This is a genomic window from Nocardiopsis sp. RV163, assembly GCF_001029525.1.
Lineage (GTDB): Bacteria > Actinomycetota > Actinomycetes > Streptosporangiales > Streptosporangiaceae > Nocardiopsis > Nocardiopsis dassonvillei.
The window spans coordinates 1-23,598 of record NZ_LEKI01000086.1 but is presented as its reverse complement, the minus strand read 5'-3'; the positions used below and the strand labels follow the sequence as shown (position 1 = coordinate 23,598).

General features: G+C 73.0%; 21 protein-coding genes. 15 read left to right on the top strand and 6 right to left on the bottom strand.

What is annotated here, in order from left to right; all coding sequences use genetic code 11:
• Positions 1-1,018 (bottom strand): serine/threonine-protein kinase (locus ABD54_RS15995; protein WP_053063596.1); only part of this gene is annotated, 1,018 nt, incomplete at its 3' end.
• Between the two features lie 163 nt (positions 1,019-1,181).
• On the opposite strand from ABD54_RS15995, the gene ABD54_RS15990 reads away from it, so the two are divergent.
• The 8 genes from ABD54_RS15990 to ABD54_RS15955 all read left to right on the top strand — a co-directional run bounded on the left by ABD54_RS15990 (position 1,182) and on the right by ABD54_RS15955 (position 10,661).
• Complete coding sequence (locus ABD54_RS15990) at positions 1,182-2,267, top strand: hypothetical protein (RefSeq protein ID WP_047870290.1); 1,086 nt, start codon at positions 1,182-1,184, stop codon at positions 2,265-2,267.
• Between the two features lie 93 nt (positions 2,268-2,360).
• Positions 2,361-2,786 carry an MmcQ/YjbR family DNA-binding protein gene (locus ABD54_RS15985; protein ID WP_047870289.1) on the top strand — a complete coding sequence of 142 codons (426 nt, stop codon included), beginning with the start codon at positions 2,361-2,363 and terminating at the stop codon, positions 2,784-2,786.
• Between the two features lie 19 nt (positions 2,787-2,805).
• The gene (locus tag ABD54_RS15980) at positions 2,806-5,058 is read left to right on the top strand and encodes an ATP-dependent RecD-like DNA helicase (RefSeq protein WP_047870288.1); all 2,253 of its coding nucleotides are present in this window, start codon (positions 2,806-2,808) and stop codon (positions 5,056-5,058) included.
• Positions 5,059-5,317: 259 nt separating this feature from the next.
• Positions 5,318-5,752, top strand: coding sequence for a (deoxy)nucleoside triphosphate pyrophosphohydrolase (locus ABD54_RS15975; protein ID WP_047870287.1), 435 nt, complete (start codon positions 5,318-5,320; stop codon positions 5,750-5,752).
• A gap of 220 nt (positions 5,753-5,972) precedes the next feature.
• Complete coding sequence (gene typA, locus ABD54_RS15970) at positions 5,973-7,865, top strand: translational GTPase TypA (protein WP_047870286.1); 1,893 nt, start codon at positions 5,973-5,975, stop codon at positions 7,863-7,865.
• A gap of 91 nt (positions 7,866-7,956) precedes the next feature.
• Positions 7,957-8,622 carry a DUF6758 family protein gene (locus ABD54_RS15965; RefSeq protein ID WP_047870285.1) on the top strand — a complete coding sequence of 222 codons (666 nt, stop codon included), beginning with the start codon at positions 7,957-7,959 and terminating at the stop codon, positions 8,620-8,622.
• Between the two features lie 60 nt (positions 8,623-8,682).
• A complete protein-coding gene (locus ABD54_RS15960; RefSeq protein ID WP_047870284.1) occupies positions 8,683-9,558 on the top strand; it encodes a PHP domain-containing protein in 876 nt (291 codons plus the stop codon).
• A gap of 110 nt (positions 9,559-9,668) precedes the next feature.
• Positions 9,669-10,661, top strand: coding sequence for an MBL fold metallo-hydrolase (locus tag ABD54_RS15955; RefSeq protein ID WP_047870283.1), 993 nt, complete (start codon positions 9,669-9,671; stop codon positions 10,659-10,661).
• Positions 10,662-10,746: 85 nt separating this feature from the next.
• Here ABD54_RS15955 and ABD54_RS15950 read toward each other — a convergent pair whose 3' ends face one another.
• Together ABD54_RS15950 and ABD54_RS15945 are read right to left on the bottom strand one after the other, a co-directional pair.
• Complete coding sequence (locus ABD54_RS15950; protein WP_047870282.1) at positions 10,747-11,619, bottom strand: alpha/beta fold hydrolase; 873 nt, start codon at positions 11,617-11,619, stop codon at positions 10,747-10,749.
• 188 nt (positions 11,620-11,807) lie between these two features.
• The gene (locus ABD54_RS15945) at positions 11,808-13,358 is read right to left on the bottom strand and encodes a DEAD/DEAH box helicase (protein WP_047870281.1); all 1,551 of its coding nucleotides are present in this window, start codon (positions 13,356-13,358) and stop codon (positions 11,808-11,810) included.
• Positions 13,359-13,919: 561 nt separating this feature from the next.
• On the opposite strand from ABD54_RS15945, the gene ABD54_RS15940 reads away from it, so the two are divergent.
• From ABD54_RS15940 to ABD54_RS15930, 3 genes are all read left to right on the top strand, one after another.
• The gene (locus ABD54_RS15940) at positions 13,920-14,603 is read left to right on the top strand and encodes a ferritin-like fold-containing protein (RefSeq protein ID WP_047870280.1); all 684 of its coding nucleotides are present in this window, start codon (positions 13,920-13,922) and stop codon (positions 14,601-14,603) included.
• Positions 14,604-14,764: 161 nt separating this feature from the next.
• Complete coding sequence (locus ABD54_RS15935) at positions 14,765-15,076, top strand: DUF6401 family natural product biosynthesis protein (protein ID WP_047870279.1); 312 nt, start codon at positions 14,765-14,767, stop codon at positions 15,074-15,076.
• 272 nt (positions 15,077-15,348) lie between these two features.
• Positions 15,349-15,591 (top strand): hypothetical protein, encoded by a 243-nt coding sequence (locus tag ABD54_RS15930; RefSeq protein WP_013154833.1) that lies wholly within the window; start codon positions 15,349-15,351, stop codon positions 15,589-15,591.
• A 102-nt stretch (positions 15,592-15,693) separates the two neighbouring features.
• Here ABD54_RS15930 and ABD54_RS15925 read toward each other — a convergent pair whose 3' ends face one another.
• The 3 genes from ABD54_RS15925 to ABD54_RS15915 form a co-directional block, all read right to left on the bottom strand.
• Positions 15,694-16,491: a hypothetical protein gene (locus ABD54_RS15925; RefSeq protein ID WP_047870278.1), complete on the bottom strand. Its 798-nt coding sequence runs from the start codon at positions 16,489-16,491 to the stop codon at positions 15,694-15,696.
• Between the two features lie 284 nt (positions 16,492-16,775).
• Positions 16,776-17,414 carry a TetR/AcrR family transcriptional regulator gene (locus ABD54_RS15920; RefSeq protein ID WP_047870277.1) on the bottom strand — a complete coding sequence of 213 codons (639 nt, stop codon included), beginning with the start codon at positions 17,412-17,414 and terminating at the stop codon, positions 16,776-16,778.
• A 264-nt stretch (positions 17,415-17,678) separates the two neighbouring features.
• Complete coding sequence (locus ABD54_RS15915; protein WP_047870276.1) at positions 17,679-17,903, bottom strand: hypothetical protein; 225 nt, start codon at positions 17,901-17,903, stop codon at positions 17,679-17,681.
• A gap of 281 nt (positions 17,904-18,184) precedes the next feature.
• On the opposite strand from ABD54_RS15915, the gene moeZ reads away from it, so the two are divergent.
• From moeZ to ABD54_RS15895, 4 genes are all read left to right on the top strand, one after another.
• Positions 18,185-19,348 carry an adenylyltransferase/sulfurtransferase MoeZ gene (gene moeZ / locus ABD54_RS15910; protein ID WP_047870275.1) on the top strand — a complete coding sequence of 388 codons (1,164 nt, stop codon included), beginning with the start codon at positions 18,185-18,187 and terminating at the stop codon, positions 19,346-19,348.
• A gap of 186 nt (positions 19,349-19,534) precedes the next feature.
• A complete protein-coding gene (locus ABD54_RS15905) occupies positions 19,535-19,921 on the top strand; it encodes an SPW repeat protein (protein ID WP_047870274.1) in 387 nt (128 codons plus the stop codon).
• A gap of 90 nt (positions 19,922-20,011) precedes the next feature.
• Positions 20,012-20,338, top strand: a complete 327-nt coding sequence (locus tag ABD54_RS15900) for an MGMT family protein (protein WP_047870273.1) — start codon at positions 20,012-20,014, stop codon at positions 20,336-20,338.
• Between the two features lie 85 nt (positions 20,339-20,423).
• Entirely contained in the window at positions 20,424-23,582 is a 3,159-nt protein-coding gene (locus ABD54_RS15895; protein ID WP_200904121.1) for an ATP-dependent DNA helicase, read from the top strand.
• The last annotated feature ends 16 nt before the right edge of the window (positions 23,583-23,598 follow it).

Here is a 23,598-nt window from a genome sequence, read left to right as displayed (position 1 = left end):
CCCCCCCGGTCCACCGCCGCTCCAGCAGCCCCCGCACGGCCGCCGCCCCCGTCACGGCCGCGTCCCCGCCCTGCCCGGGCGCGCGCACCCCGCCCCCGGCGTTCTCCAGGCCCAGGGCGGCGCGCAGCAGTCCGGCGGAGTCGGGCCGCTCCTCGGGGTCCTTGGACATCGCGGCCAGTACCAGCCGCTCCAGGCCGGGCGGCAGGTACTCCAGGTCCGGCTCCTCGAACATCACGCGCCGAGCCATCTCCTTGCCCCCCGCCCGCCCGAACGGGTCGTGCCCGGCCGCCGCGAAGGCCACCGTCGCGCCCCACAGGAACACGTCCGCGCTCTGCGCGGTGGGCTGGCGCCGGTACTGCTCCGGGCTGATCCACCCCGGGGTGCCCAGCCGGTCGACCCGCTCGCTGACCCGCTCGTCGACCAGTCCCTCCGGCGAGGGCAGCCCGAGGTCCCTGTAGGCGCGGCGCATCCGCCGCAGACGTATCCACTTGGTGGGGTCGGGGTCCTCCACCGGGTGCGCGATCCCGAAGTCCAGCAGTTTGGGCCCCCTGCCCGAGAGCACCACGTTGCTGGGCTTGAGGTCGCGGTGGACCACCCCGGCCGCGTGGACGGCCCGCAGCGCCTCGGCGGTGCCCACGGCCAGACCCAGGAGCATCCCCCCGCGCAGACGGCCGTACCGCTCCACGTGGTGGCGCAGGGTGGGGCCCGGCACGTACTCGGTGATCATCCACGGCCGCGGCGCCTCCACGTCGGCGCGCACGAACCGCGCGACCGAAGGGCTGTTCACCCTGGCCAGGAGGCGTGCCTCGTGCGCGAAGCGCTCCCGGAAGCGCCGGTCCGCCGCCTGCTCGGCGTGGACGACCTTGACCGCCAGGTAGCCGTGCACGCCGGGGGAGTCGGCGGCGTAGACCGTGCCCATCCCCCCGGAGCCGATCCGCCCCCGCACACGGTGTCCGCCGATCTCGCGGGGGTCGTCCGGCTCCAGGGGGTCGAGTCTGCGCACGCCTCGCGCCTTCATGGGGACTCCCTCTTCACCGGGGACGCAGGGGACGCGATCCTATCCGCCGCGGGCACGGCGACGCGGGTCCGCGCGGTCGAAAACCCCTACACGACAGGAGTTTTCGGTATAAATATCTCGTGAAGTCCATGCGTGGTCACGCGCCCGAACCGGGAAGGACGCGATGGAGCTCACCCTCTCCGGCGGGGGCGACGTCATCCTCACCTCCGCCATGCGCCGGTCGATCCGCCTCGCCGCGCCCCTGGACGACCGGCTGGACGCGTGGTGCCCCGACGTCCGCGAGCCCGGGGAGAGCGCACCCCTCATCGCCCAGGGCCTGGCCGAACGCGACGCCGACGGGGTGCTCGTCCTCACCGGGCGCGGGGTCCGGGTCCGGGCCCTGCTCCTGTCCCTGGTCGGTCTGGTCGGTGAGCCCGGACACGAGGGCAGGCCCACGCTCGACCCCTCCCTCCCCGAGGAGCGCGCCCGGAGGCTGCGTCTGGCCCTGGAGGCGGTGCGCGGCGGGCGCCCCCGGCGCGGCACCGGCGGGAACGAGCGCAACAAGGCGTTCGCCCGGGTGGTCTACGCATTCCTGTGGGCCGTCTTCACGTGCTGGATGGTCCTCGACCTGCCGTTGAGCGCCGAACTCGCCCTCGTCACGGCCTCCTCCCTCGCGGTGGCGGGCGCGGTCCTGGTCCGCGAGCGCCACCAGCGCGCGGAGAGGGAGCGCGACCCCGTACGGATCGTGACGGCCTCGGAGGGGGAGTTCGTGTCCCCCGGAGCGCTCGACGAGGAGTCCCGCGCCCTCCTGGGGCGCGCACAGAGGGCCGTGGACGCGGTCCTGGGCTCACCGCTGCACGAGTGCGGGCTCCTGCTGGACACCGTCCGCAACCGCGTGGTGCTGGCCGACGTGGAGTGGTCCCTGGCGCGCAGCCTCCTCCACCAGACCCGGGTCAGGGAGCGGATCGCCCGCACGCCCACGCCCGGGGAGCGCAGCCGCGAGGCCGCCGCCCGGGCCGGTGCCGTCCTGGCCGCCGAGACGGCCGAGGTGACGGCGCGGATCGCCGTCCTGGAGGACTACGCGGACCGCGTGCGCGCCGCCGAACTGGACGACCGGGACCGCAGGTCGGCCCGGGAGCTCGACGCGATCGCCGCCGAGGCGGCCGAGGCGGGCGCCGTGCACGAGCAGAGCGCCGAGACGCTCGACTCCCTCGTGCGGGCCCAGGAGCTGGCCCTGCGCGTGGCCGCGCTGGCCGACGACCGGGGCTGAACCGCTCCCGCGCGGATCGTCCACAGTCCGGAGCCGGGTCCGCCGGACGTCGGCGGTATCTGGCACTGTCGTAGGGGAGGAAGGGAGCTCCGCATGACCCCCGGACAGTTCATCGACGCCGCCCTGTGGTTCCCCGAGACCGGGGAGACCGAGCCCTTCGGCCCCGGCTACCTGGTCTACAAGGTGGCCGGGCAGAAGATGTTCGCCCTGCTCACGGGGGGAGACGGCGGAAACGGCCCCGCCACGGTCAACCTCAAGTGCGAACCGGAGCTGGCCCTGGAGCTGCGCGACCAGTTCCCCGCCGTCACGCCCGGTTACCACATGAACAAGAAGCACTGGAACTCCGTGCTCCTGGACGGCACGGTGCCCGAGGACGAGATCCTGGAGATGCTCAGACACTCCTACGTCCTGGTGGCGGGGAGCCTGCGCCGGGCCGACCGCGACCGCGTGCTCGCGGCGCTGGGCGACGGCGCGCCGGAGCCCGGCGGACCGGCCCCGCGGGCCCCTGAGAAGGCGTGAACGAGGAGAGGACGGCCACGTGCCCGACGCGACCTTCCGACCAGCCGTCGTCCAGGGCGTCCTGGAGCGGGTCACCTACGCCAACGAGGAGAACGGTTACACCGTCGCCAAGGTCGACACGGGCCGGGGCGCGCACGACCTCCTCACCGTCGTGGGCTCCCTCATGGGCGTCCAGCCCGGCGAGGCCCTGCGCATGCACGGCCGCTGGGGCTCCCACCCGCAGTACGGCCGCCAGTTCCACGTGGACGACTACACGACCGTCCTGCCCGCCACGGTGCAGGGCATCCGCCGCTACCTCGGCTCCGGCCTGATCAAGGGGATCGGCCCCAAGATGGCCGAGCGGATCGTCGGCCACTTCGGCACCGACGCCCTGGAGGTCATCGAGGAGCACCCCGAACGGCTCATCGAGGTCCCGGGCCTGGGGCCCAAGCGCACCCGGCTCATCGCCGACGCCTGGGAGGAGCAGAAGGCCATCAAGGAGGTGATGGTCTTCCTCCAGGGCGTGGAGGTCACCACCTCACTGGCCGTACGCATCTACAAGAAGTACGGCGACGCCTCCATCCAGGTCGTGCAGAAGGAGCCCTACCGCCTGGCCACCGACGTCTGGGGGATCGGCTTCAAGACCGCCGACACCATCGCCCGCGCGGTCGGCATCCCGCACGACAGCCCGCAGCGGGTCATGGCGGGCATCCAGTTCACCCTCTCGGAGTCCACCGGCGACGGGCACGTCTACCTGCCCGAGGAGAAGCTCATCTCGGCGGCCGTGAAGATCCTCCAGGTGGAGGCCGGGCTGGTGATCGAGTGCGTGGCCGAACTCGTGGCCACCGAGGGCGTGGTCCGCGAGACCGTGCCCGGGCCCGAGGGCGAGCCGGTGCGCGCCATCTACCTGCTGCCCATGCACCGCGCCGAGATCGGCCTCGCCTCCGGCCTGCGCGGTCTGCTCCACGCCCCGGCGGACCGCATGCCCGCGTTCTCCGGGGTGGACTGGGACGTGGCCCTGGACTGGCTGCGCTCGCGCACGCGCGCCGACCTCGCCGAGGCCCAGAGGGAGGCCGTGCGGCTGGCCCTGTCGGAGAAGGTGTGCGTTCTCACCGGCGGGCCGGGCTGCGGCAAGTCCTTCACGGTCGCCTCCATCGTCACCATGGCCATGGCCAAGCGCGCCACGATCGTCCTGGCCGCGCCGACCGGGCGCGCCGCCAAGCGCCTCACCGAGATGACCGGCATCGAGGCCCGCACGGTGCACCGGCTCCTCGAACTCCGCCCGGGCGGCGACGCCGCCTACGACCGCGACAACCCCCTCGACTGCGACCTGCTGGTGGTGGACGAGGCCTCCATGCTGGACGTGATCCTGGCCAACAAGCTGGTCAAGGCGGTCCCGCCCGGGGCGCACCTGTTGTTCGTCGGCGACGTGGACCAGTTGCCCTCTGTGGGCGCGGGCCAGGTGCTGCGCGACCTGCTGGACGGGGACTCGCCCGTGCCGAGCGTGCGCCTGACCCACGTGTTCCGCCAGGCCCAGCACTCCGGGGTGATCACCAACGCCCACCGGATCAACGGCGGCGAGCAGCCGGAGTTCCACGGCGTGTCCGACTTCTTCCTCTTCCCGTGCGAGGAGTCCGAGGACGCGGCCGAGATGACCGTGGACGTGGTCGCCCGCCGCATCCCGCGCCGGTTCGGCCTCGACCCGCGCCGGGACGTGCAGGTCCTCACCCCCATGAAGGGCGGCCCGGCCGGGGCCGCCAACCTCAACACGGCCCTCCAGGCAGCCGTGACCCCCTCCGGCGAGCACGTCCCCGAACGCCGGTTCGGCGGGCGCGTCTTCCGCGTCGGCGACAAGGTCACCCAGGTCCGCAACAACTACGACAAGGGCGAGAACGGGGTGTTCAACGGAACGCTCGGCGTGGTCACGGGGCTCGACCCGGTCGCCCAGGAGGTCCTGGTCCGCACCGACGAGGACGAGGAGATCTCCTACGACTTCGCCGAACTCGACGAGCTCGCCCACGCCTACGCCATCACCGTGCACCGCTCCCAGGGCAGCGAGTACCCCGCGGTGGTCGTTCCGGTCACCACCAGCGCCTGGATGATGCTCCAGCGCAACCTGCTCTACACGGCCGTCACCAGGGCCAAGAAGCTGGTCGTCCTCGTCGGCTCGCGCCGCGCCCTGGCCCAGGCGGTGCGCAACGCCTCCTCCGGGCGCAGGCACACGGCCCTGGCCCACCGGCTGCGGTCGGCCGGTCGGCCGCCGAAGGAGCCCCCTGCGCCGGACGCCCCCTGACCGCACGCCACGGGAAGAGAAGGTGAACGTTGGCCGATGTCCCCCACGCGCGTCCGCCCGGCGGCATAGGCTCTGCCCCGACCCTCCGGTTCCGGGCGCGCGCGTCCCGCCCCGGCCGGACCGCCGACCACATCGGAGGCCGACGCTCTTTCCACTCCCCCCGGAGAGCGGCGGCACCCCGGGCTCCGGCCCCCGCGTCGGAGCCCGGGGCCCACACCCGCAGCCTGGAAGGCCGCCGGTCCCGGCTAGGCTCGCAATTGTGGAACAGCAGACCCTGATCGTGGTGGGCGCCGTCCTCATCCGTGACGGCCGCGTCCTGGCCGCCCAGCGCGCCGACCCCGAGGCACTGCGCGGCCGGTGGGAGTTCCCCGGCGGCAAGGTCGACCCGGGGGAGACCCCGGACCAGGCCCTGGTCCGCGAGTGCCGCGAGGAACTCGGCGCCAGCGTCCGCCCCCTGCACCAGCTAGGCGCGGACGCGCCCTTCCCCGCGCCCGCCAGGAGGCACACGCGCCCCGCCGTGCTGCGGCTCTGGCGCGTGGAACTGGTCGCGGGGGAGCCCCGGCCCCTGGAGCACCTGTCCCTGCGCTGGCTCGCCGCCGACGAGCTTCGCGGACCGGACTGGCTGCCCGCCGACGTGCCCTTCCTCGACCTCGTCCAACCCCTGCTCGCCCCGGGCTCCGCCCCCCGTTCCTGACCCCGCGGGCGAACGGGCGGACTCCGGCGCCGCCGCGCTCTACCGGGTTCCGCTCTCACCGGGGTCGCCTCCACGGCGCTCGCCTTCGAGGGGGCGCTTCCACCGGGCCGCGACGGCGGCGGCCTGCACGTTTCCCCAGCAGTCCACCATGACCGCATAAACTGGCGGTGGGCCGTGGCACTCCGCGGTTCTTCCCAGTACCAGGAGATCGAGCTTTCCCATGTCCAGCGCTACGCCCGTCGAGGGCTCCGCACGCCGCAGCGACCTCCGCAACGTCGCGATCGTGGCCCATGTGGACCACGGCAAGACGACCCTCGTTGACGCCATGCTCTGGCAGTCCGGTGTGTTCCGGGAGAACCAGGACGTCGACGACCGGGTGATGGACTCCAACGACCTGGAGCGCGAGAAGGGCATCACCATTCTCGCCAAGAACACGGCCGTCCACTACACCACGCCCGAGGGCGAGGACGTGGTCATCAACATCATCGACACCCCCGGCCACGCCGACTTCGGCGGCGAGGTCGAGCGCGGACTGTCGATGGTCGACGGCGTGGTCCTGCTCGTGGACGCCAGTGAGGGACCCCTCCCGCAGACCCGCTTCGTCCTGCGCAAGGCCCTCCAGGCCAAGCTCCCCGTCATCCTCGTGATCAACAAGGTCGACCGGCCCGACAGCCGGATCGCCGAGGTCGTGGACGACGCCTACGAGCTGTTCATGGACCTGGACGCCGACGAGTCGCAGATCGAGTTCCCGATCGTCTACGCCTGCGCCCGCGACGGCAAGGCCTCCCTGGAGCGCCCCGCCAACGGAACGGTTCCCGACAACGACAACCTCGTGCCGCTGTTCAGCACCATCCTGGACACCATCCCGGCCCCCGAGTACATCCCCGAGGCCCCGCTCCAGGCGCACGTGACCAACCTGGACGCCTCCCCGTTCCTGGGCCGCCTGGCGCTGTGCCGCATCCAGCAGGGCGAGCTGCGCAAGGGCCAGCAGGTCGCGTGGATCCGCACCGACGGCAGCACCCAGCAGGTCAAGATCACCGAGCTGCTCATGACCGAGGGCCTGGAGCGCAAGCCCGCCGAGAAGGCCGGCCCCGGCGACATCGTCGCCATCGCCGGTATCGAGGACATCATGATCGGCGAGACCCTCGCCGACCTGGAGAACCCGGTCCCGCTGCCGCTCATCCAGGTGGACGAGCCCGCCATCTCCATGACCATCGGCACCAACACCTCGCCGCTGGTCGGCAAGGTCAAGGGCGCCAAGGTCACCGCGCGACTGGTCAAGGACCGCCTCGACAAGGAGCTCGTCGGCAACGTCTCCCTGCGGGTCCTGCCCACCGAGCGCCCCGACACCTGGGAGGTGCAGGGCCGAGGCGAGCTGGCGCTGGCCATCCTGGTCGAGCAGATGCGCCGCGAGGGCTACGAGCTGACCGTCGGCAAGCCGCAGGTGGTCACCCGTGTCGTGGACGGCAAGGTGCACGAGCCCGTCGAGCGCCTCACCGTGGACGCCCCCGAGGAGTACATGGGCGCCATCACACAGCTGCTCAGCATCCGCAAGGGCCGCATGGAGAACATGGTCAACCACGGCACCGGCTGGGTGCGCATGGACTGGCTGGTGCCCTCCCGCGGCCTCATCGGCTTCCGCACCGAGTTCCTCACCGAGACCCGCGGCACCGGCATCGCCCACCACGTCTTCGAGAAGTTCGAGCCGTGGTTCGGCGAGCTGCGCACCCGTCCCAACGGGTCGCTGGTGGCCGACCGCGCCGGCTCGGCCGTCGCGTTCGCGATGTTCAACCTCCAGGAGCGCGGCACGCTCTTCGTCGAGCCGGGCACCGAGGTCTACGAGGGCATGATCGTGGGCGAGAACTCGCGCGCCGACGACATGGACGTCAACATCACCAAGGAGAAGAAGCTCACCAACATGCGCTCGGCCACCGGCGACGAGCTGGTGCGCCTGGTGCCGCCGCGCAAGCTGTCCCTGGAGCAGGCCCTGGAGTTCTGCCGCGAGGACGAGTGCGTGGAGGTCACCCCCGAGCACGTGCGCATCCGCAAGGTCGTCCTGGACCAGAAGGAGCGCGGCCGCATGACGGCCAACAAGAAGCGCCAGCAGCAGTAGGCACGCTGCCGCCGCCCGTGGGCGTGCCGCTCCGGCGGCCCGCCCACGGCGAGTTTTCCGGTCGGCCCCCTCGGGTAGGCCCCTGGGCAGCATGAAGTCGGAGCCCACGTGTCCCCGTTGCGGGCGCGCGGTCCAGCCTCCGGGGCTGTGGACCAGCGCCTGGCAGTGTGACGCCCACGGCCCGGTGGCGCCCCTCCAGGAGGTGCGCGCCCCCGGGGCGGCCGCTCTGGAGGCACTCCTGCCCCAGGCGCACGTCCCGGTCTGGATCCCCTGGCCGCTGCCCGCCAACTGGGTGGTCACCGGCTTCGCCGAGGCCGGTGACGACCGCAGCGGCGCCCTCGCCACGGCCGTGGCCCTCTCCGGGCCCGACCTGGTCGGCGGTGTCGGCGAGGTGGTCATCGTCGCCGAGGACCCGGGGGTCGGGCTCGGCGCCCGCCTCGCCGGGCTCGAGGGCCCCGACCCGGGCCAGGGCTTCGACGCCTCCGCCGCCGACGCCAAGGTGCGCTTCGACGGCCACGAGATCGCCCTGTGGAGCCTGGACGTGGGCCCCGACCGCGCCGTCTACACCGGCGAGGCGCTCGCCCAGTGGCTGTGGCTGGTCTTCGCCTCCGCCGACACCGGTGTGCTCATGTGCGAGATCGGCTCCCTGCGGGACCTGCGCGACATCCGTGACGGCGGTCTCTCCCTGGAACCGCCCTTCGGCGCCCCCAGCCCCTTCCTCACCCGGGCCCTGGCACCCCGGCGGGACGCGGACTGAACCGGCGGGGGTTGCGCCCCGGCCGAGCGCGCCGGACCGCGTCCTACGTACAATCGCCCGGTGACACGTATCGACCTGCACGCCCACAGCTCGGTCTCCGACGGAACCGACACACCCGCCGAAGTCGTCGAGCACGCGGTCGCCGCGGGTCTCGACGTGCTGGCCCTCACCGACCACGACACGGTCGGCGGCATCGGGGAGGCGGCCGAGCACCTGCCCCCCGGGTTCACCCTGGTCCCCGGGATGGAGCTCTCCTGCGCCCACGCCGGGTCCAGCGTCCACCTGGTGTGCTACCTGTTCGACCCCGAGGACCCCGCGCTCGACGGCGAACTGCGCCGGGTCCGCTCCGACCGCGCCTCCCGCGCCGAGGAGATGGTCCGCAAGCTCCACGAGCACGAGGTCGGCGTCACCTGGGAGCGGGTGCTGGAGATCGCGGGCGCCGGCCGCGACGCGTACGCCGACGCCAACACGATCGGCCGCCCTCACCTGGCCCGCGCGATCGTGGAGGCGGGCGCCGCCGAGAACGTGCAGGACGCCTTCGACCGCTGGATCGGCTCCGGCGGCCCGGCCTACGTCTCGCGGTACGCGATCGACCCGGTCCGCGCGGTGGAGCTGGTCCGGGCGGCGGGAGGGGTCTGCTCTCTGGCGCACCCGGGGCGGGCGGAGGGCGCCCTCAACGGCGCGGTCCCCCTCGAACTCGTGGAGCGCATGGCCGGGGCGGGACTGGGGGCCATCGAGGCCGACCACCCCTCGCACAACCGGCACCAGGCCCGGCACTGGCGGGGCGTGGCCGAGGATCTGGGCGTGCTGGTCACCGGCTCCAGCGACGACCACGGGAGCCTCACCGGCCGTCGCCTGGGGTGCAGGACCACCGACCCGGAGGCGTTCGAACGGCTGGTGGCGCCCGCGACGGGGGTCCCCCTCCTGCACGGGTGAACCGCGTGTCGCCGCCCCGGGGTCCGGTACGGTACCGACCACTGTGCGGGAGCGCGACAATGGTCGCAGCGCAACCACCCATACCCGGACGAAGTCGAGAGGTCTGAGCCGTGTTCTGGAATCGGAAGTCGAAGAAGCAGGAGGGCCAGGAGGCCACCGATTCCGCTGCGGAGGCCGCGGCGGAGCGCGAGGAGACCGCCGCCGCGGGCGGGGACGGCGCGGCGAAGGACCTGGCCGGGACCGCCGAGGCCGCCGCGGAGGCCGCCGACGACGGCGCCGCTGAGCCCGCCGCCGACGCCGGGGAGCCCACCGATGCGGACAAGGACGAGGACGCCGGGGACTCCGCCGACGACGCGAAGACGGGCAAGGCCGGGGAGGCGGACGCGGCCGAGGAATCCGCCGAGGACGCCGAGGACGAGTCGCCGGTGAAGGCCGACGTCTTCGCGGACGAGGGCGAGGAGGCCGGGGTGACCGGACCCGACGCCGACGGCATCACCCGCGTGCGCACCGCGGGGACCTTCGAGTTCGACGGCGAGGAGTACCCGGTCGTCAGCAACACCTGGATCATCGACGCCGACGACGAGGGCGTCGTCGTCATCGACCCCGGCCACGACGCCGAGGCGATCCTGGCGGCGGTCGGTGAGCGCGAGGTCTACCTGGTGGCCTGCACCAACGCCTACAGCCCGCACATCGAGTCGGCCATCAAGGTCGCCGAGGAGTCCGAGGCCCCCATCGCGCTGCACCCCCGCGAGATGCGCGCCTGGCGCCGCCACCACGGCGCCGAGCACCGCCCCGAGATCGAGGTGGAGGGCCAGGGCGCCCTCGACATCGGCAAGCTGCACATCGACGTCCTGCCCCTGCCCGGAACCTCCCCGGGCACCGTCGGCTACTACCTGAGCGAGCGCGGAGTCGTCTTCGGCGGCGACACCCTGCGCAAGGGCGAGCCCGGCATGGTCGGCAACACCTACATCGACTACACCACGCAGCTCGCCTCCATCGGCGAGGCGCTGCTGTCCCTGCCCCCGGACACGCGCATCCTGCCCGACCGCGGTCCGGCCACCACCGCGGCGGCCGAGGGCAAGAACTTCGACTCCTGGGTCTGAGCACGGACCTCCGGGGGCCCCGCCCCCGTACGGCCGCCGCCCCGTCGCCCGGACGGGACGGCGGCCGTCGCCGTGCGGGCCGGGGTCAGCGGCGGCCCACCGACTCCGCCTCGTTCCAGAACGCGGTCAGCGCGCTCGCGACGGTCTCGGGCGCCTCCACATTGGGGGAGTGTCCGGCGCCGGGCACCACGAGGCGCTTGGCGCCCAGCCGCTCGGCCATCCGGTCCTGCTCCTCCAGCGGCCAGGCGTCGTCGTTCTCGCCGTACAGGACCAGCTTGGGGGCGTCCACCCGGGCCACCTCGTCCACGCGGTCCGGTGCGGACACCAGCTCCTCGGCCATGTGCATCAGGCCCACGGCGCTGCTCCTCAGCAGCCGCTCGCGCAGGAACTCGCGGATCTCGGTCCGGGGGCTGCGGGCCCGCGCCACGGAGTCGAACTGCTCCTCCCAAAGCTCGCGGAGCCGCTCGGCGGTGGGGTTGATGGACACGGCGGCGATGAGGGCGCTCGCCGTGTGCGCGCCCGGGCCGCTCAGGGCGGCCGGGCCCGAGCACAGGAGGGTGAGCGAGGCCAGCGGAGCCATCTCCACCAGCGCGGCCTCCCGGGAGACCAGCCCGCCGAAGGAGTGGCCCAGCAGGTGGACGGGGCCGCCGTCACCGATCTGGTCCATGACCTCGGTGACCACCGCACCCAGGGAGGCCAGGCCGTAGTCCGGTCTGCGCACGCCCGGGGGAGGGGAGAGGGATTCGGGGCCCGGGGACTCGTAGGTGCCGGGAAGGTCGATCGCGACCACCTCCCGCCCGGCCTGGGCCAGGCTCTGGAGGAGGGCGATGAAGTCCTCCTTGCTGCCGGTGAACCCGTGCACCAGGACAGCGGGGGCCAGTTCGGGGCCGCCGGAGGTGGGCAGCGCCCGCAGGGCGGCCACCGGACCGTACGACAGGTTCAGATCGGCGCGTCGCACGCCCGGTGGCAGGTCGATGAACTGAGGTGTACTCACGTCGGGTCACCCTAGACGATCGCCGACCCGGGCAGAGATAACCCGGGCCGTGGCCGGTGTCCGGGACCGGCGCGGTGGTCGGTCCCGGGCCCCGCGATCCTGCCGCGGGGCGCACGGCCGCGACGCCCGCCACGGGCGGGCGCCGGAAGGGGTCAGGTGTTCTCGGGGTCCCTGCGGACCGCGCCGCGGGTGCGGCGGCGCCGCCGCACCCTGCGCGCGCCCTCGTCGGAGGGGGCCGCGCCCTCGCGCGGCGCCTCCTGGACCGCGGGCGAGCTCTCGGCCTTGGCGCCCGAGGCGGTCTCGGCCCCGGCCGCGCTCTGGCCGCCGCGGGTGCGCCGGCGCGAACGGTTGCGGCCGCGACCGCGCCCGCCCTCGTCACGGCCGCTCTCACCGCGCCCGCCGCCCGAGCGAGCGCCCTCGCCGCGGCTCCGGCCCCGCCGGCCGCCGCGCTCACCGCGCGCCACGCCGGTGTCGCCGATGTCCTCGATCTCCTCGGCCTCCAGGCCCGCGTGCTCCTCGCGCCGGTCCTCGGCCAGCTTGCCCTTGGTTCCGGCCGGGATCCGCAGCGCCTCGAAGAAGTGCGGCGAGGTGGAGTAGGTCTCCTCCGGCTCGTGGAAGGGCAGGCCCAGTGCGCCGTTGATCAGCTTCCAGCGCGGCATCTCCTGCCAGTCCACGAAGGTGACGGCGGTGCCGCTGCGCCCGGCCCGGCCGGTGCGGCCGATGCGGTGCGTGTAGGTCTTCTCGTCCTCGGGGGTCTCGTAGTTGACCACGTGCGTGACGTCGTCCACGTCCAGTCCCCGGGCGGCCACGTCGGTGGCTACCAGGATGTTGATCTTGCCGTTGCGGAACGCCCGCAGGGCCCGCTCGCGCTGGCTCTGCCCCAGGTCGCCGTGGACGGCCGCGACGGCGAACCCGCGCGCCTCCAGGTCGCCCGCCACCCGGTCGCAGGCCCGCTTGGTCTGGCAGAACACCATGCTCTGGCCGTGGTCGCTGGCCTGGAGCAGGCGGGCGAGCATCTCGATCTTGTCCATCTGGTGGGTGCGGAACGCGTGCTGCGTGATCTGCCCCGTGATGGCCGAGCCGTCGATCTCGTCGTCGTCGCTCGCCCGCACGTGCGTGGGGCGGTGCAGGTACTTGCGCGACAGGGAGACGATCTCGCTCGGCATGGTGGCCGAGAAGAGCATGGTCTGGCGCTCGTCCGGGGTCTTGGTGAGGATGCGCTCGATGTCGGGCAGGAAGCCCAGGTCGAGCATCTTGTCGGCCTCGTCCAGCACCACCGCGGACACCCCGTCCAGGCGCAGGTGCTTCTGCTTCTCCAGGTCCAGCAGGCGGCCCGGGGTGCCGACGACCACGTCGGTACCCTCCTTGAGCCCGTTGACCTGCGGCTCGTAGGAGCGGCCGCCGTAGACGGTCAGGATGCGGGTCCCGCTGCGCTTGCTGGCGGTGGTCAGGTCCGCGGCGACCTGGATGGCCAGCTCGCGGGTGGGGACCACGACCAGGGCGCGGGGCCGCTTGGGTGTTCCGGGGGCCTTCTGGGACCGCTGGAGCAGGGGCAGGCCGAAGGCCAGGGTCTTACCGGTGCCGGTACGGGCCTGGCCGATGATGTCGCTGCCGCCCAGCGCGATCGGCAGTGCGAGTTCCTGGATGAGGAAGGGTTCGACGATCCCCTCCGCCTCCAGGGCGTCCGCTAGTTCGGTGTTCACACCGAGGTCGCGGAAGGTCGTCTTGGGTTTGGTCGTCTCTGCTGTGCTAATCAGGGCTCAAGCCTCCATCTTGGCGGGCCGCAACGTTGGCGTGGCCGCGGCGGGATGCGGTCGCGGACGGCTCCTGGCCGCCGCGGGGGCGCGGCTCACCGGTCGTTCCTCTCGCGGAACGGTGCGGTGGCGCTGCCGTGAGGACCCGTGCGGCGCAGGGGTTGTCCGGCCGCGGACCGGGACCCTCCCCGCTCGGGACGGGGTGCATCCGTGGTTCGTCGTTGTTCCTCGCGCGGTCCGGGCCACCGTCGGTGGGGTCCGCGCCTGTGCGGGCGCCGCCTCCGCGGCGCCGGTACGTGGGAGATCCCGCGTGTGTGAGGGAGATGTCCGCGTCGGGCGCACACACCGGTCATCACGCAGAGTCTAGCTGGTGACTCGCCAGGTGGACATACCAGTTCACCGGGCTGTGGACGGCTTGGACCGTACCCGCTCCCGGCGTGTACAACCGTGACTTCGGTCCGTTTAGTCCCCGGTTCGGCGCCCGGACGGCCTGGCGATACCCTGGCGAGCATGACCCACGGCCCCTCCGCCGAGCCCGGCGTGATCGACCTGCTCGGCCTGCTCGCCTACGCGGAGCTCGGCTCCTTCTTCCGCCTCGCCGACGACGCGGGCCTGGCCCCGTCGCTGCGCTCCAAGGGCCAGCTGGCCGCCCTCGCCGCCACCGAGCAGGCGCACTACCAGTCGCTGCGCGACCGGCTGGAGGAGCTGGGCGCCGTGCCCGAGGAGGCCATGGCGCCCTTCGTGGAGCCGCTGGACGCCTGGCACGCCAGGACCGAGCCGCAGAGTTGGCTGGAGAGCCTGGTCAAGACCTACGTCGGCGAGGGCATCGCGGGGGACTTCTACCGCAAGGTCGCCGAGCTGGCCGACGAGGAGACGCGCACCCTGGTCGAGGGCGTGCTCGCCGAGACCGGCCGGGCCGAGTTCGTCTCCGCGACGGTGCGCACCGCCGTGGAGGAGGACCCCAAGCTGGTCGGACGCCTGTCCCTGTGGGCGCGCCGCCTGGTCGGCGAGGCGCTCAGCCAGGCGCAGGCGGTGGCGGTCTCGCGCCCCCAGTTGGCCGCGCTCCTGGCGGGGGGCGGCGGACACGACGCGGACGGCACGGGGCTCGGCGACCTCGCCGCGGTCAGCCGGATGTTCGCCTCGCTCACCGACCGCCACTCCGACCGCCTCAAGGCCATGGGGCTGACCGCCTGACCCGCCGTCGCGGCGGCCCGATTCCTTGCCCGTCCTTGACCGGAACCTGTGCCACCTTGGTCAAGCGCGGGTAATATCCAACACTTTCGTGACGATTCGTTGGGCACTGGCCGTAAAATCGATGAAGTTTCCGTCTCCTGACCACGCGAGTAGGTACTTCCATGCCCAGTGGGACCTCCGTGCGCCATCCGCTGGCCGGACTCACCCGTGACTTCCACCGGATCGGCCCCCTCGGCGCCCCGATCGAACCCTGGATGTGCGCTGAGCTGGACCAGCACGCCGCACAGGTGTGCGAAGGCATCACCTCCTCCGGCGGCGAGCTCAACGCCCGCACCCTGGGCACCTACCTGCACGGCTTCCTCGACGGCTGCCTCGAACGGGGCTGGGACTCCGAGGCGGTCGAGTACGACTGGGAGACGCTGCGCATCCTCGCGATCTGCCGACTGGCCAAGGAGCGCGGTTTCGTCCGCTAGGTTTGGTGGCGTCCGCAGAACGGTGTGGTCCACAACCCGAGCTCCTCGTGGCCCCCGCCCCTGCCCGTTCTCCGGTGGAAACCCGTTATCGGGCGTACGCTGAAAAGTGCCGGTGACTCCACAGCGGCCGACGACGGCCCGGCGCACCGCGGCGGAACCAGGGCCCTGCGGAATGCAACCTGGGACTGACGGCGTTATGTGGGTCCGGAAAACGGATCCACATGCGCCGTAACTGGCGGAGCGGCCCGCAGAGCCGCGAGAAAGGAAGGCGAATGAGGAGCGGTCGGCATGGGGCGGCGCGCCCACCGGTCGGCGTCCTGATCCAACAGGACCGCGTCGACTTCGCGCTTTTCGCACTGATCTTCGTCGTCGCGCTGGTGTCGATGGTCTTCACCGGGCCCGGGAACGCCGCTTTCTGGCTGGCCTTCCTCCCGATCATCGCCTCCGTCGTACTGACCTTCCGGCGGATCGAGCACCTGTCACGCCTGGAACTGCGCGACTCCGAGTTCCTCTAGGGACCCGCGGGCCGTTCGCGCCCGCCCCGCCGAGCGCCCCTGACGGCACACGGCGGGGGCGGGGCCGCGCGGCCCCGCCCCCGTTCCGTGTCCGCGCCCCGGCTAGGGGGCGGGCGGCTCGCCGCCCGTACCGCGCCGCGCGCTCTGGGAGGTCGCGCCCTCGCGCGGCTCCGTGCGCTCGGCGGTCGCCTGACGGCCCAGGGCCGCCTCGCGTCCGGCCCGGTAGCTGCCCTCCTCGCTCATGCGGCCGGTCTCGCGCTCGGCCACGTCGAGCCAGCGGGACCACCGCGAGCGCATCGGCTCGATCAGGCCGCCGCCCACGCCGACGACGAGGATGCCGCCGATCGTGGCCAGGACCGCGATCAGCACCGGCACGGTGACGGTCACCGCCACGCCCATCTGGTTCAGCGCCGCGATGACGCCGAGGGCCAGGATGAACACGCCCGCGGCGTTGGCCAGGAAGCGGCCGTAGGAGAGGCCGCCCAGTGCGCCGGAGACGATGTCGCGGACCGCCTTGGCGATCATCGCGGCCACCACCACGATCACCAGCGCGACGATGCCGCGCGGGATCCAGGAGATGACGTCGTTGAGCAGCGTGCTGATCGGGTTCGGTCCGAAGACGCTGAACGCGAGCGTGAACACGAACAGCAGCCCGACGTAGTAGATGATCTTTCCGCACAGCTCGCTGGCGCTCCACCGGCTGCGCTCGAAGTACTCGCCCACACCTCCGCGGTGCAGGGCGCGGTCCAGTCCGACTCCGTGCAGACCCTTGGCTACCGCCTTGCCCACCAGCCAGGCGATGATCCAGCCCAGGACCAGGATCACCAGGAAGCCGATCAGCAGCGGCACGAAACTCGCCACCGCCTGCCAGGCCGTCGACAGGCCCTGACCCATGTCCATAACGTCTTCACCCCCAAATCGCTTGCTCCGCCGGGGCTTCGAAGCGAAGGACCGGGCGGATACGGCGAAGAGAAGTGCGTTACTTCTCATTCCGGCGATACCCGGAGGGCGGCAATTGAATCGCTTGTCCCACGCAAGCGGAGGTGATTACCTTTTTTTGGGACATTCCTTGCCCGCTGGTGGGAAGAAAATCCTTTTCCGTGCGCCGGGGCGCTTTCCGGGAACCGCCGGGAAAGGCGAAGGCCCCCGTGCGCGCACGGGGGCCTTCGGGGCGGACGCGCCCCCTAAGCCTGTTCGCCGGAGCCGCGCTGGAGGTCCCAGCCGCTGATCCCGCGCCAGGCCAGGCGGGCGACGAGCTGCTCGGCGGCGTCCTTGGGCACGGAGCCGCGGCTGTTGAGCCAGTACCGGGCGCTGGTCTCGGCCATGCCGACCAGCCCGATGCTCAGCAGGTGCGCCTCCTCGTCGGAGATGCTGGTGTCCTGGCGGATCACCTCGCCGATGGCCTCGGCGCAGCGCTGGAAGGTCTCCTCGGTCTTGGCCCGCACTGCCGGGAGGTTGCGCAGGTCGGACTCGAAGACCAGGCGGAAGGCCTCGCCGTCGCCCGCGACGAAGTCGAAGTAGGCGCGAAAGCTCGCGATGACGCGCTGGCGGTTGTCGTCCGTGCTCTCCAGGGCCTCGCGCTGCTTGTCGACCAGGACCTCGGAGTGTTCCTCCAACAGGGCCAGGTACAGCTCCAGCTTCCCCGGGAAGTGCTGGTAGAGGACCGGCTTGCTGACTCCGGCGCGGTCGGCGATCTCGTCCATCGCGGCCGCGTGGTACCCGCGCGCGACGAAGACCTCCTGGGCCGCCGCCAGGAGTTGGCGACGGCGCCTGACCCGGGGCAGACGGGTTCCCCGGGTGCGGGAGTCTGAAGGAGCTGTCACACCGACCCTCCGAACTCGGCATGGCAGATGCACGCCATAACCGGACATCTGCGTGGCTAGTGCTTGCGGACCGCGGCCAGTGGCGCGCTCCACAGCGGTCCCCCTCATCCTACTCCGGCGTAAGTTCCCCGTGAGCAGCGGGAAGCCGGTCGGGGCCCCGGGTAGGCACGGTGCGGCACCGGCCGAACACGTGGTCAGGGCCGCGATCGGCGGCCGGGAGGAAGCGGACGAAAAAGGACGCGGTCCCGGGCGGGGGAGCCCCCGTCAGCGCCGCTCCTCGTCGTCCACGCCCGCCTCGCGGGCCTGTTCGACCACGTCGGCCTCGGCGGCGTGCTCGAAGCTCTCCTCGGACGGCTCCTCCCAGTCGTCCCCGCCCCCGTCGGCCCCGGCGGACGCGCGCTGCTCGACCGCGTCGGCCTCGGGCACCTCGGCCGCGGGGTCCCCTCCGGCGGCCGGGCGTCGTCCCACGGAACGGTTCTCCTGTGCCACGGGGTCCTCCCCAACGTCGTCGCCGTGCGTACGCCCGACCACTACCCGCCGCCCCGGCCGGTACGCGCGGCCCGGGGGATGAACTCGCACGCCGCGTTGGTTGTGACGAGCGGGGACGGACCCGCGAAGGGTGTGCTCCACGCCTCCCGGTGACGGGAATGCAATACCCCACCCGTTAGGTTGGGTATGAGTGCAAGCACGCTTCGCCTCCCCGCCCCTCGCCCGGTGGCCCCCGCGCTACGGGCGGTGCGAAGCAACCCGAACAGACATGAGGAGTCACCGTGTCGCTGCCGCCGCTGGTGGAACCAGCTGACGAGCTGACCGTGGACGAGGTGCGCCGTTACTCGCGTCACCTGATCATCCCCGACGTGGGCATGGACGGGCAGAAGCGCCTGAAGAACGCCAAGGTCCTGGTCGTCGGCGCGGGCGGCCTGGGCTCCCCGGCGCTGCTCTACCTGGCCGCCGCGGGCGTGGGCACGCTCGGCATCATCGACTTCGACGTCGTCGACGAGTCCAACCTCCAGCGCCAGGTCATCCACGGACAGAGCGACGTCGGCCGTCCCAAGGCCGAGTCCGCCCGGGACAGCATCAAGGAGGTCAACCCGGGAGTGCGCGTCGTCCTGCACCAGGACCGCCTGGAGTCGGACAACGCGCTGGAGATCTTCGCCGACTACGACCTGGTCCTGGACGGAACCGACAACTTCGCCACCCGGTACCTGGTCAACGACGCCTGCGTCATCCTCGACAAGCCGTACGTGTGGGGATCGATCTACCGCTTCGACGGCCAGGTCAGCGTCTTCTGGAACGAGTACGGGCCCCAGTACCGCGACCTGTACCCCGAGCCCCCGCCGCCCGGCATGGTGCCCTCCTGCGCCGAGGGCGGCGTCCTGGGCGTGCTGTGCGCCTCCATCGGCTCGGTCATGGTGAACGAGGCCATCAAGCTGATCACCGGTATCGGTGAGCCGCTGGTCGGCCGCCTGCTCATCTTCGACGCCCTGGAGATGACCTGGCGCGAGGTCAAGGTCCGCAAGGACCCCGAAACCGAGCCGGTCACCGAGCTCATCGACTACGAGGCATTCTGCGGCGCCGTGTCGGAGGAGGCCACCGAGGCCGCCGCCGGTTCCACGATCACCGCGGGCGAGCTCAAGGACCTGCTGGACAACAAGCCCGAGGAGATCTTCCTCGTGGACGTCCGGGAGAAGAACGAGTACGAGATCGTCAGCATCCCGGGCGCCACGCTCATCCCCAAGGGCGAGTTCCTCAACGGCAGGGCCCTGGAGCAGCTACCGCAGGACCGGCGCATCGTCCTGCACTGCAAGTCGGGCGTCCGCTCCGCCGAGGCGCTGGCCGCGGTGCACGCGGCCGGGTTCTCCGACGCCGTCCACGTGGGCGGCGGCGTCCTGGCCTGGATCAACCAGGTCGACCCGAGCCTGCCCGAGTACTAGACGCACGGGCCCGACGGGGGACGGGGCGGTGCCTGGAAGCGGCTTCCGGCACCGCCCCGCCGCGTTCGCGCCCCGGCCCGAGACCCGGCTCCGTCCCGCCGCCGTGCCTGCTCAGCGCGCCGGATGGGTAGGGGTCGGTTCAGGGGCCGTCGGCCGACGGCGGCCCGCTCCTCGGGAGGTGGCTCCATGGGACGCAGGGGACGCTGGGCGGACTGGGTGGCGATCCTCGTCGGCCTGGCCCTGGGACTGAGCTGGATCTGGCACGGGATGTACGGCTTCGGCGGGGGCGCGATGTTCGTCCTCGGGCTGGGCGTCATCGTGGCCTCGGTCATGTCCATCACACGGCCGGGGGCGCTATCGAGCGAGGCGGGCGTCCTCGCGATCGGAGTCCTGGTCTTCGTGATGCCGTGGCTGCTGGGCTTCACCGACCTCACCGCCGCCGCCTGGACGGCGTGGGTCCTCGGCGCCGTCGTGGCGCTGCTGGGGGCGTTCGGCCTCGTCAAGGCGCGTCAGGCCCGCAGGCGCGACCCCGAACTGGCCTGGGGCGCGCACGGCGACCAGGTCACCGTCTGACGGTGAAGACGTGGACGGCGCCGCTCGAACGCCGGATCCGCCTCCGCGGCGGGTCCCGCCGTGTCTGCGGTCCCCGGTAGGCTGCCGCCTGTGTTCGAGGACGCGGAGGGCGGGCCGGACGACTACGCCGAGGAGGTCCTGGCGGTGGTCGAGCGGATCCCGCCGGGACGGGTGATGGCCTACGGCGACATCGCCGAGTGCGTCGGCAGGGGAGGACCCCGCCAGGTCGGCTCGGTCATGTCCTCCTGGGGCGGTGCGGTGGCCTGGTGGCGCGTGGTGCGAGCGGACGGCAGAGCGCCCTCCTGCAACGAGGTCCGAGCCCTGTCCCACTACGCGGCGGAGGGCACGCCCATGCGCCCGGGAAGCGATCGCGTGGACATGCGCAGGGCCCGCTGGGGCGGGGAGGGCGGGGGCTGAGCGGTCCGCTGTGGCGGGGATGACGTGCGCGATGGTCGCCAGCCTCTGGTGAACTGGGTGGGTGAACACATCTCCGTACCGACTCGTGCGGCGCGCCCACCGGGCGCAGCCGCCGCCGGTGCTGGACGAGAACCAGCGGCGCGTTGTCGAGCACGAGGGCGGGCCCCTGCTGGTGCTCGCCGGTCCCGGAACAGGCAAGACCACCACGATCGTCGAGTCGGTCGTGGACCGCGTCGACCACCGGGGCACGGACCCCTCGCGTGTGCTGGTGCTCACCTTCAGCCGCAAGGCCGCCCAGGAGCTGCGCGAGCGCATCACCGCCCGGCTGCGCCGCACCACCCGCGAACCGCTGGCCCTGACCTTCCACAGCTACGCCTACGCCCTGATCCGGCGCGAGTTCCAGCGCATGGGCGACCTGCCGCCACGCCTGCTCTCGGGGCCCGAACAGCTCATGGAGGTCCGCGAACTCCTGCGGGGGGAGGCCCTGGACGGCGCGCCGGGCTGGCCCGAGCGCCTGCGCCCCGCCCTGGAGACCCGCGGGTTCGCCGAGGAGTTGCGCGACTTCCTCATGCGCGCCCAGGAACGCGGCATGGGCCCGGACGGGCTGGCCGCGCTCGGCCGCGAGCGCGACCGCGACGACTGGGTGGCCGCGGCCGGGTTCCTGGAGCGCTACACCGGCCGGTTCGACATCGCCCCCGTGCCCACGCTCAACTACGCCGAACTCGTGCGCGTCGCCGCCAACCTGCTCTCCGACCCCGGGGTCCGCGAGCGCGAGCGCGCCGCCCACGAGGCGGTGTTCGTCGACGAGTACCAGGACACCGACCCCGCCCAGGAGGAACTCCTGCGCGCCCTGGCCGGGGACGGCCGCGACCTGGTCGCGGTCGGCGACCCGGACCAGTCCATCTACGCCTTCCGCGGCGCCGAGGTGCGGGGCATCCTCGACTTCCCGCGCCGCTTCCCCACCGCGCGGCGCACCGAGGCGCCCGTGGTCGCGCTGCGCACCTGCCGCCGAAGCGGCCGCGCACTGCTGTCGGCCTCGCGCGGACTGACCCGGCGCCTGCCCGCTGTCGCCTCCGCCCGCGGCCACGTCAACGAGCACCGCGACCTGACCCCCGCCGAGGGCGTGCCCGACGGCGAGGTCCGCGTGCTGCTGGCCGACAGCGCCGCCCAGGAGGCCGCGGTCGTCGCCGACACCCTGCGCCGCGCCCACCTGGTGGACGGCGTCCCGTGGTCGGACATGGCCGTGCTGGTGCGCTCCTCCACCCGGCAGTTGCCGGTGCTGCGCCGCGCCCTGACCGCCGCCTCGGTCCCGGTCGCGGTCGGCTCCGACGACCTGCCCGTGGCCGCCGAGCCGATCGTGCGCCCCATGCTCGCGCTGATCCGCTACGGGCTGGCCCCGGCCGAGCTGGACGAGGACGCCGCGCGCGAACTGCTCACCAGCCCCTTCGGCGAGGCCGACACGGTACGGCTGCGCAGGCTCGTGCGCGCGCTGCGACGCCTGGACCTGGACCGCGCCCACGACGGCGGCGCCCCGGAGGAGGCGGGACCGGAGAGGGCCGGCGCCTACCGTCCCTCCTCGCGGCTGCTCGTGGACGCCCTGCGCGACCCGGCCGAGCTCACCCTCGTCGACCCCGAGATCGCCGCGCCCGCCACCCGTGTCGCCCGGGCCCTGCGGACCGTCCGCGACCTGGACGCCGGGGGGGCCGACGCCGAACAGGTCCTGTGGGAGCTGTGGCGCGGCAGCGGCCTGGCCGACCGCCTGCTGCGCGCCAGCCTGGCGGGAGGCCGCCGGGGCGCCGCCGCCGACCGCGACCTGGACGCCGTGGTCGCACTGTTCGAGAGCGCCGCCCGCTACTGCGACCGGCTTCCCCCGGGCAGCCCCGCGGGGTTCCTGGAGGACCTCGCCGCCCAGGAGATCCCCGGCGACAGCCTCGCCGAGCGCGCGCCCGAGGGCGAGGCCGTGCGCATCCTCACCGCCCACCGCTCCAAGGGGCTGGAGTGGGGCCTGGTCGTGGTGGCCGGGGTCCAGGAGGGCGACTGGCCCGACCTGCGCCTGCGCGGCTCCCTGCTCGGAGTGGAGGAACTCGTCGACGCCGACGTGCACTCCGCCGACTCCTCCGGGGCGGCCCTGGCCTCCAAGCTGATGGACGAGGAACGCCGCCTGTTCTACGTGGCACTCACCCGCGCCCGCCGCGCCCTGGTGGTGACCGCAGTGGGCGGGGAGGACTCCGAGGAGCGGCCCTCGCGCTTCTTGGCCGAGATGGGCGCGGGCGAGCCCGAGCCGGTCAGCACCGGCCTGCGCTGGTTGTCCCTGCCCTCGCTCGTCGCCGACCTGCGCTCGGTGGTCACCGACCCCGGCGCTCCCGAACCGCTGCGCGATGCCGCCGCCACCCACCTGGCCCGCCTGGCCGAGGAGGGCGTGCGCGGAGCCGACCCCGCGGAGTGGTACGCGCTCACCCCCTTCAGCGACGACCGGCCGCTCGCGGAGCCGGAGGACACCATCCGCGTCTCGCCCTCCCAGGTGGAGAGCTTCACCAACTGCCAGCTTCGCTGGCTCCTCGAACGCGCCGCCGGGGCCTCCTCCGGGGACTCCGCCTCGGCCCTGGGCACCGTCGTGCACGCGGTCGCCGTCCTGGTCGCCCAGGGCAGCACCCCCGACGAGATCAGCGGGCGCATGGACGAGATCTGGGCCGACCTGGACTTCGGCGGCCCCTGGCAGGCCAGGGCCCAGCGAGACCGCGCCGACACGATGGTCCGCAGACTCCTCGACTGGGAGGCGGCCAACGACCGCGAACTCGTCGTCACCGAGGAGGGGTTCCGGGTGGACGTGGGCGGCATCGAGATCACCGGCCGCGTGGACCGCCTCGAACGCGACGACCACGGCAGGGCCGTGGTCGTGGACATCAAGACCGGCAAGGGCAAGGCCGACGACCTGGCCCGCCACCCCCAGCTCGGCGTCTACCAGATGGCCGTGCTCAAGGGCGCCTTCGCCAGGCTCGGCCTCACCGAGCCGGGCGGCGCCGCGCTCGTCCAGGTCGGCGAGGCCGCCTTCAAACACAAGGCGCGCGAGCAGCCCCAGCCCTCGCTGGGGGAGGACCCCGATCCGGGTTGGGCCGGAACGCTCGTACGCGAGGTCGCCACCGGTATGGGCGGATCCCGCTTCACCGCCACACGCAACAAGGGATGCAGGTCGTGCGCCGTACGCGCCTGCTGCCCGGTCCAGGACGAGGGCAGACATGTCTGAAACACGCCCCCACCCC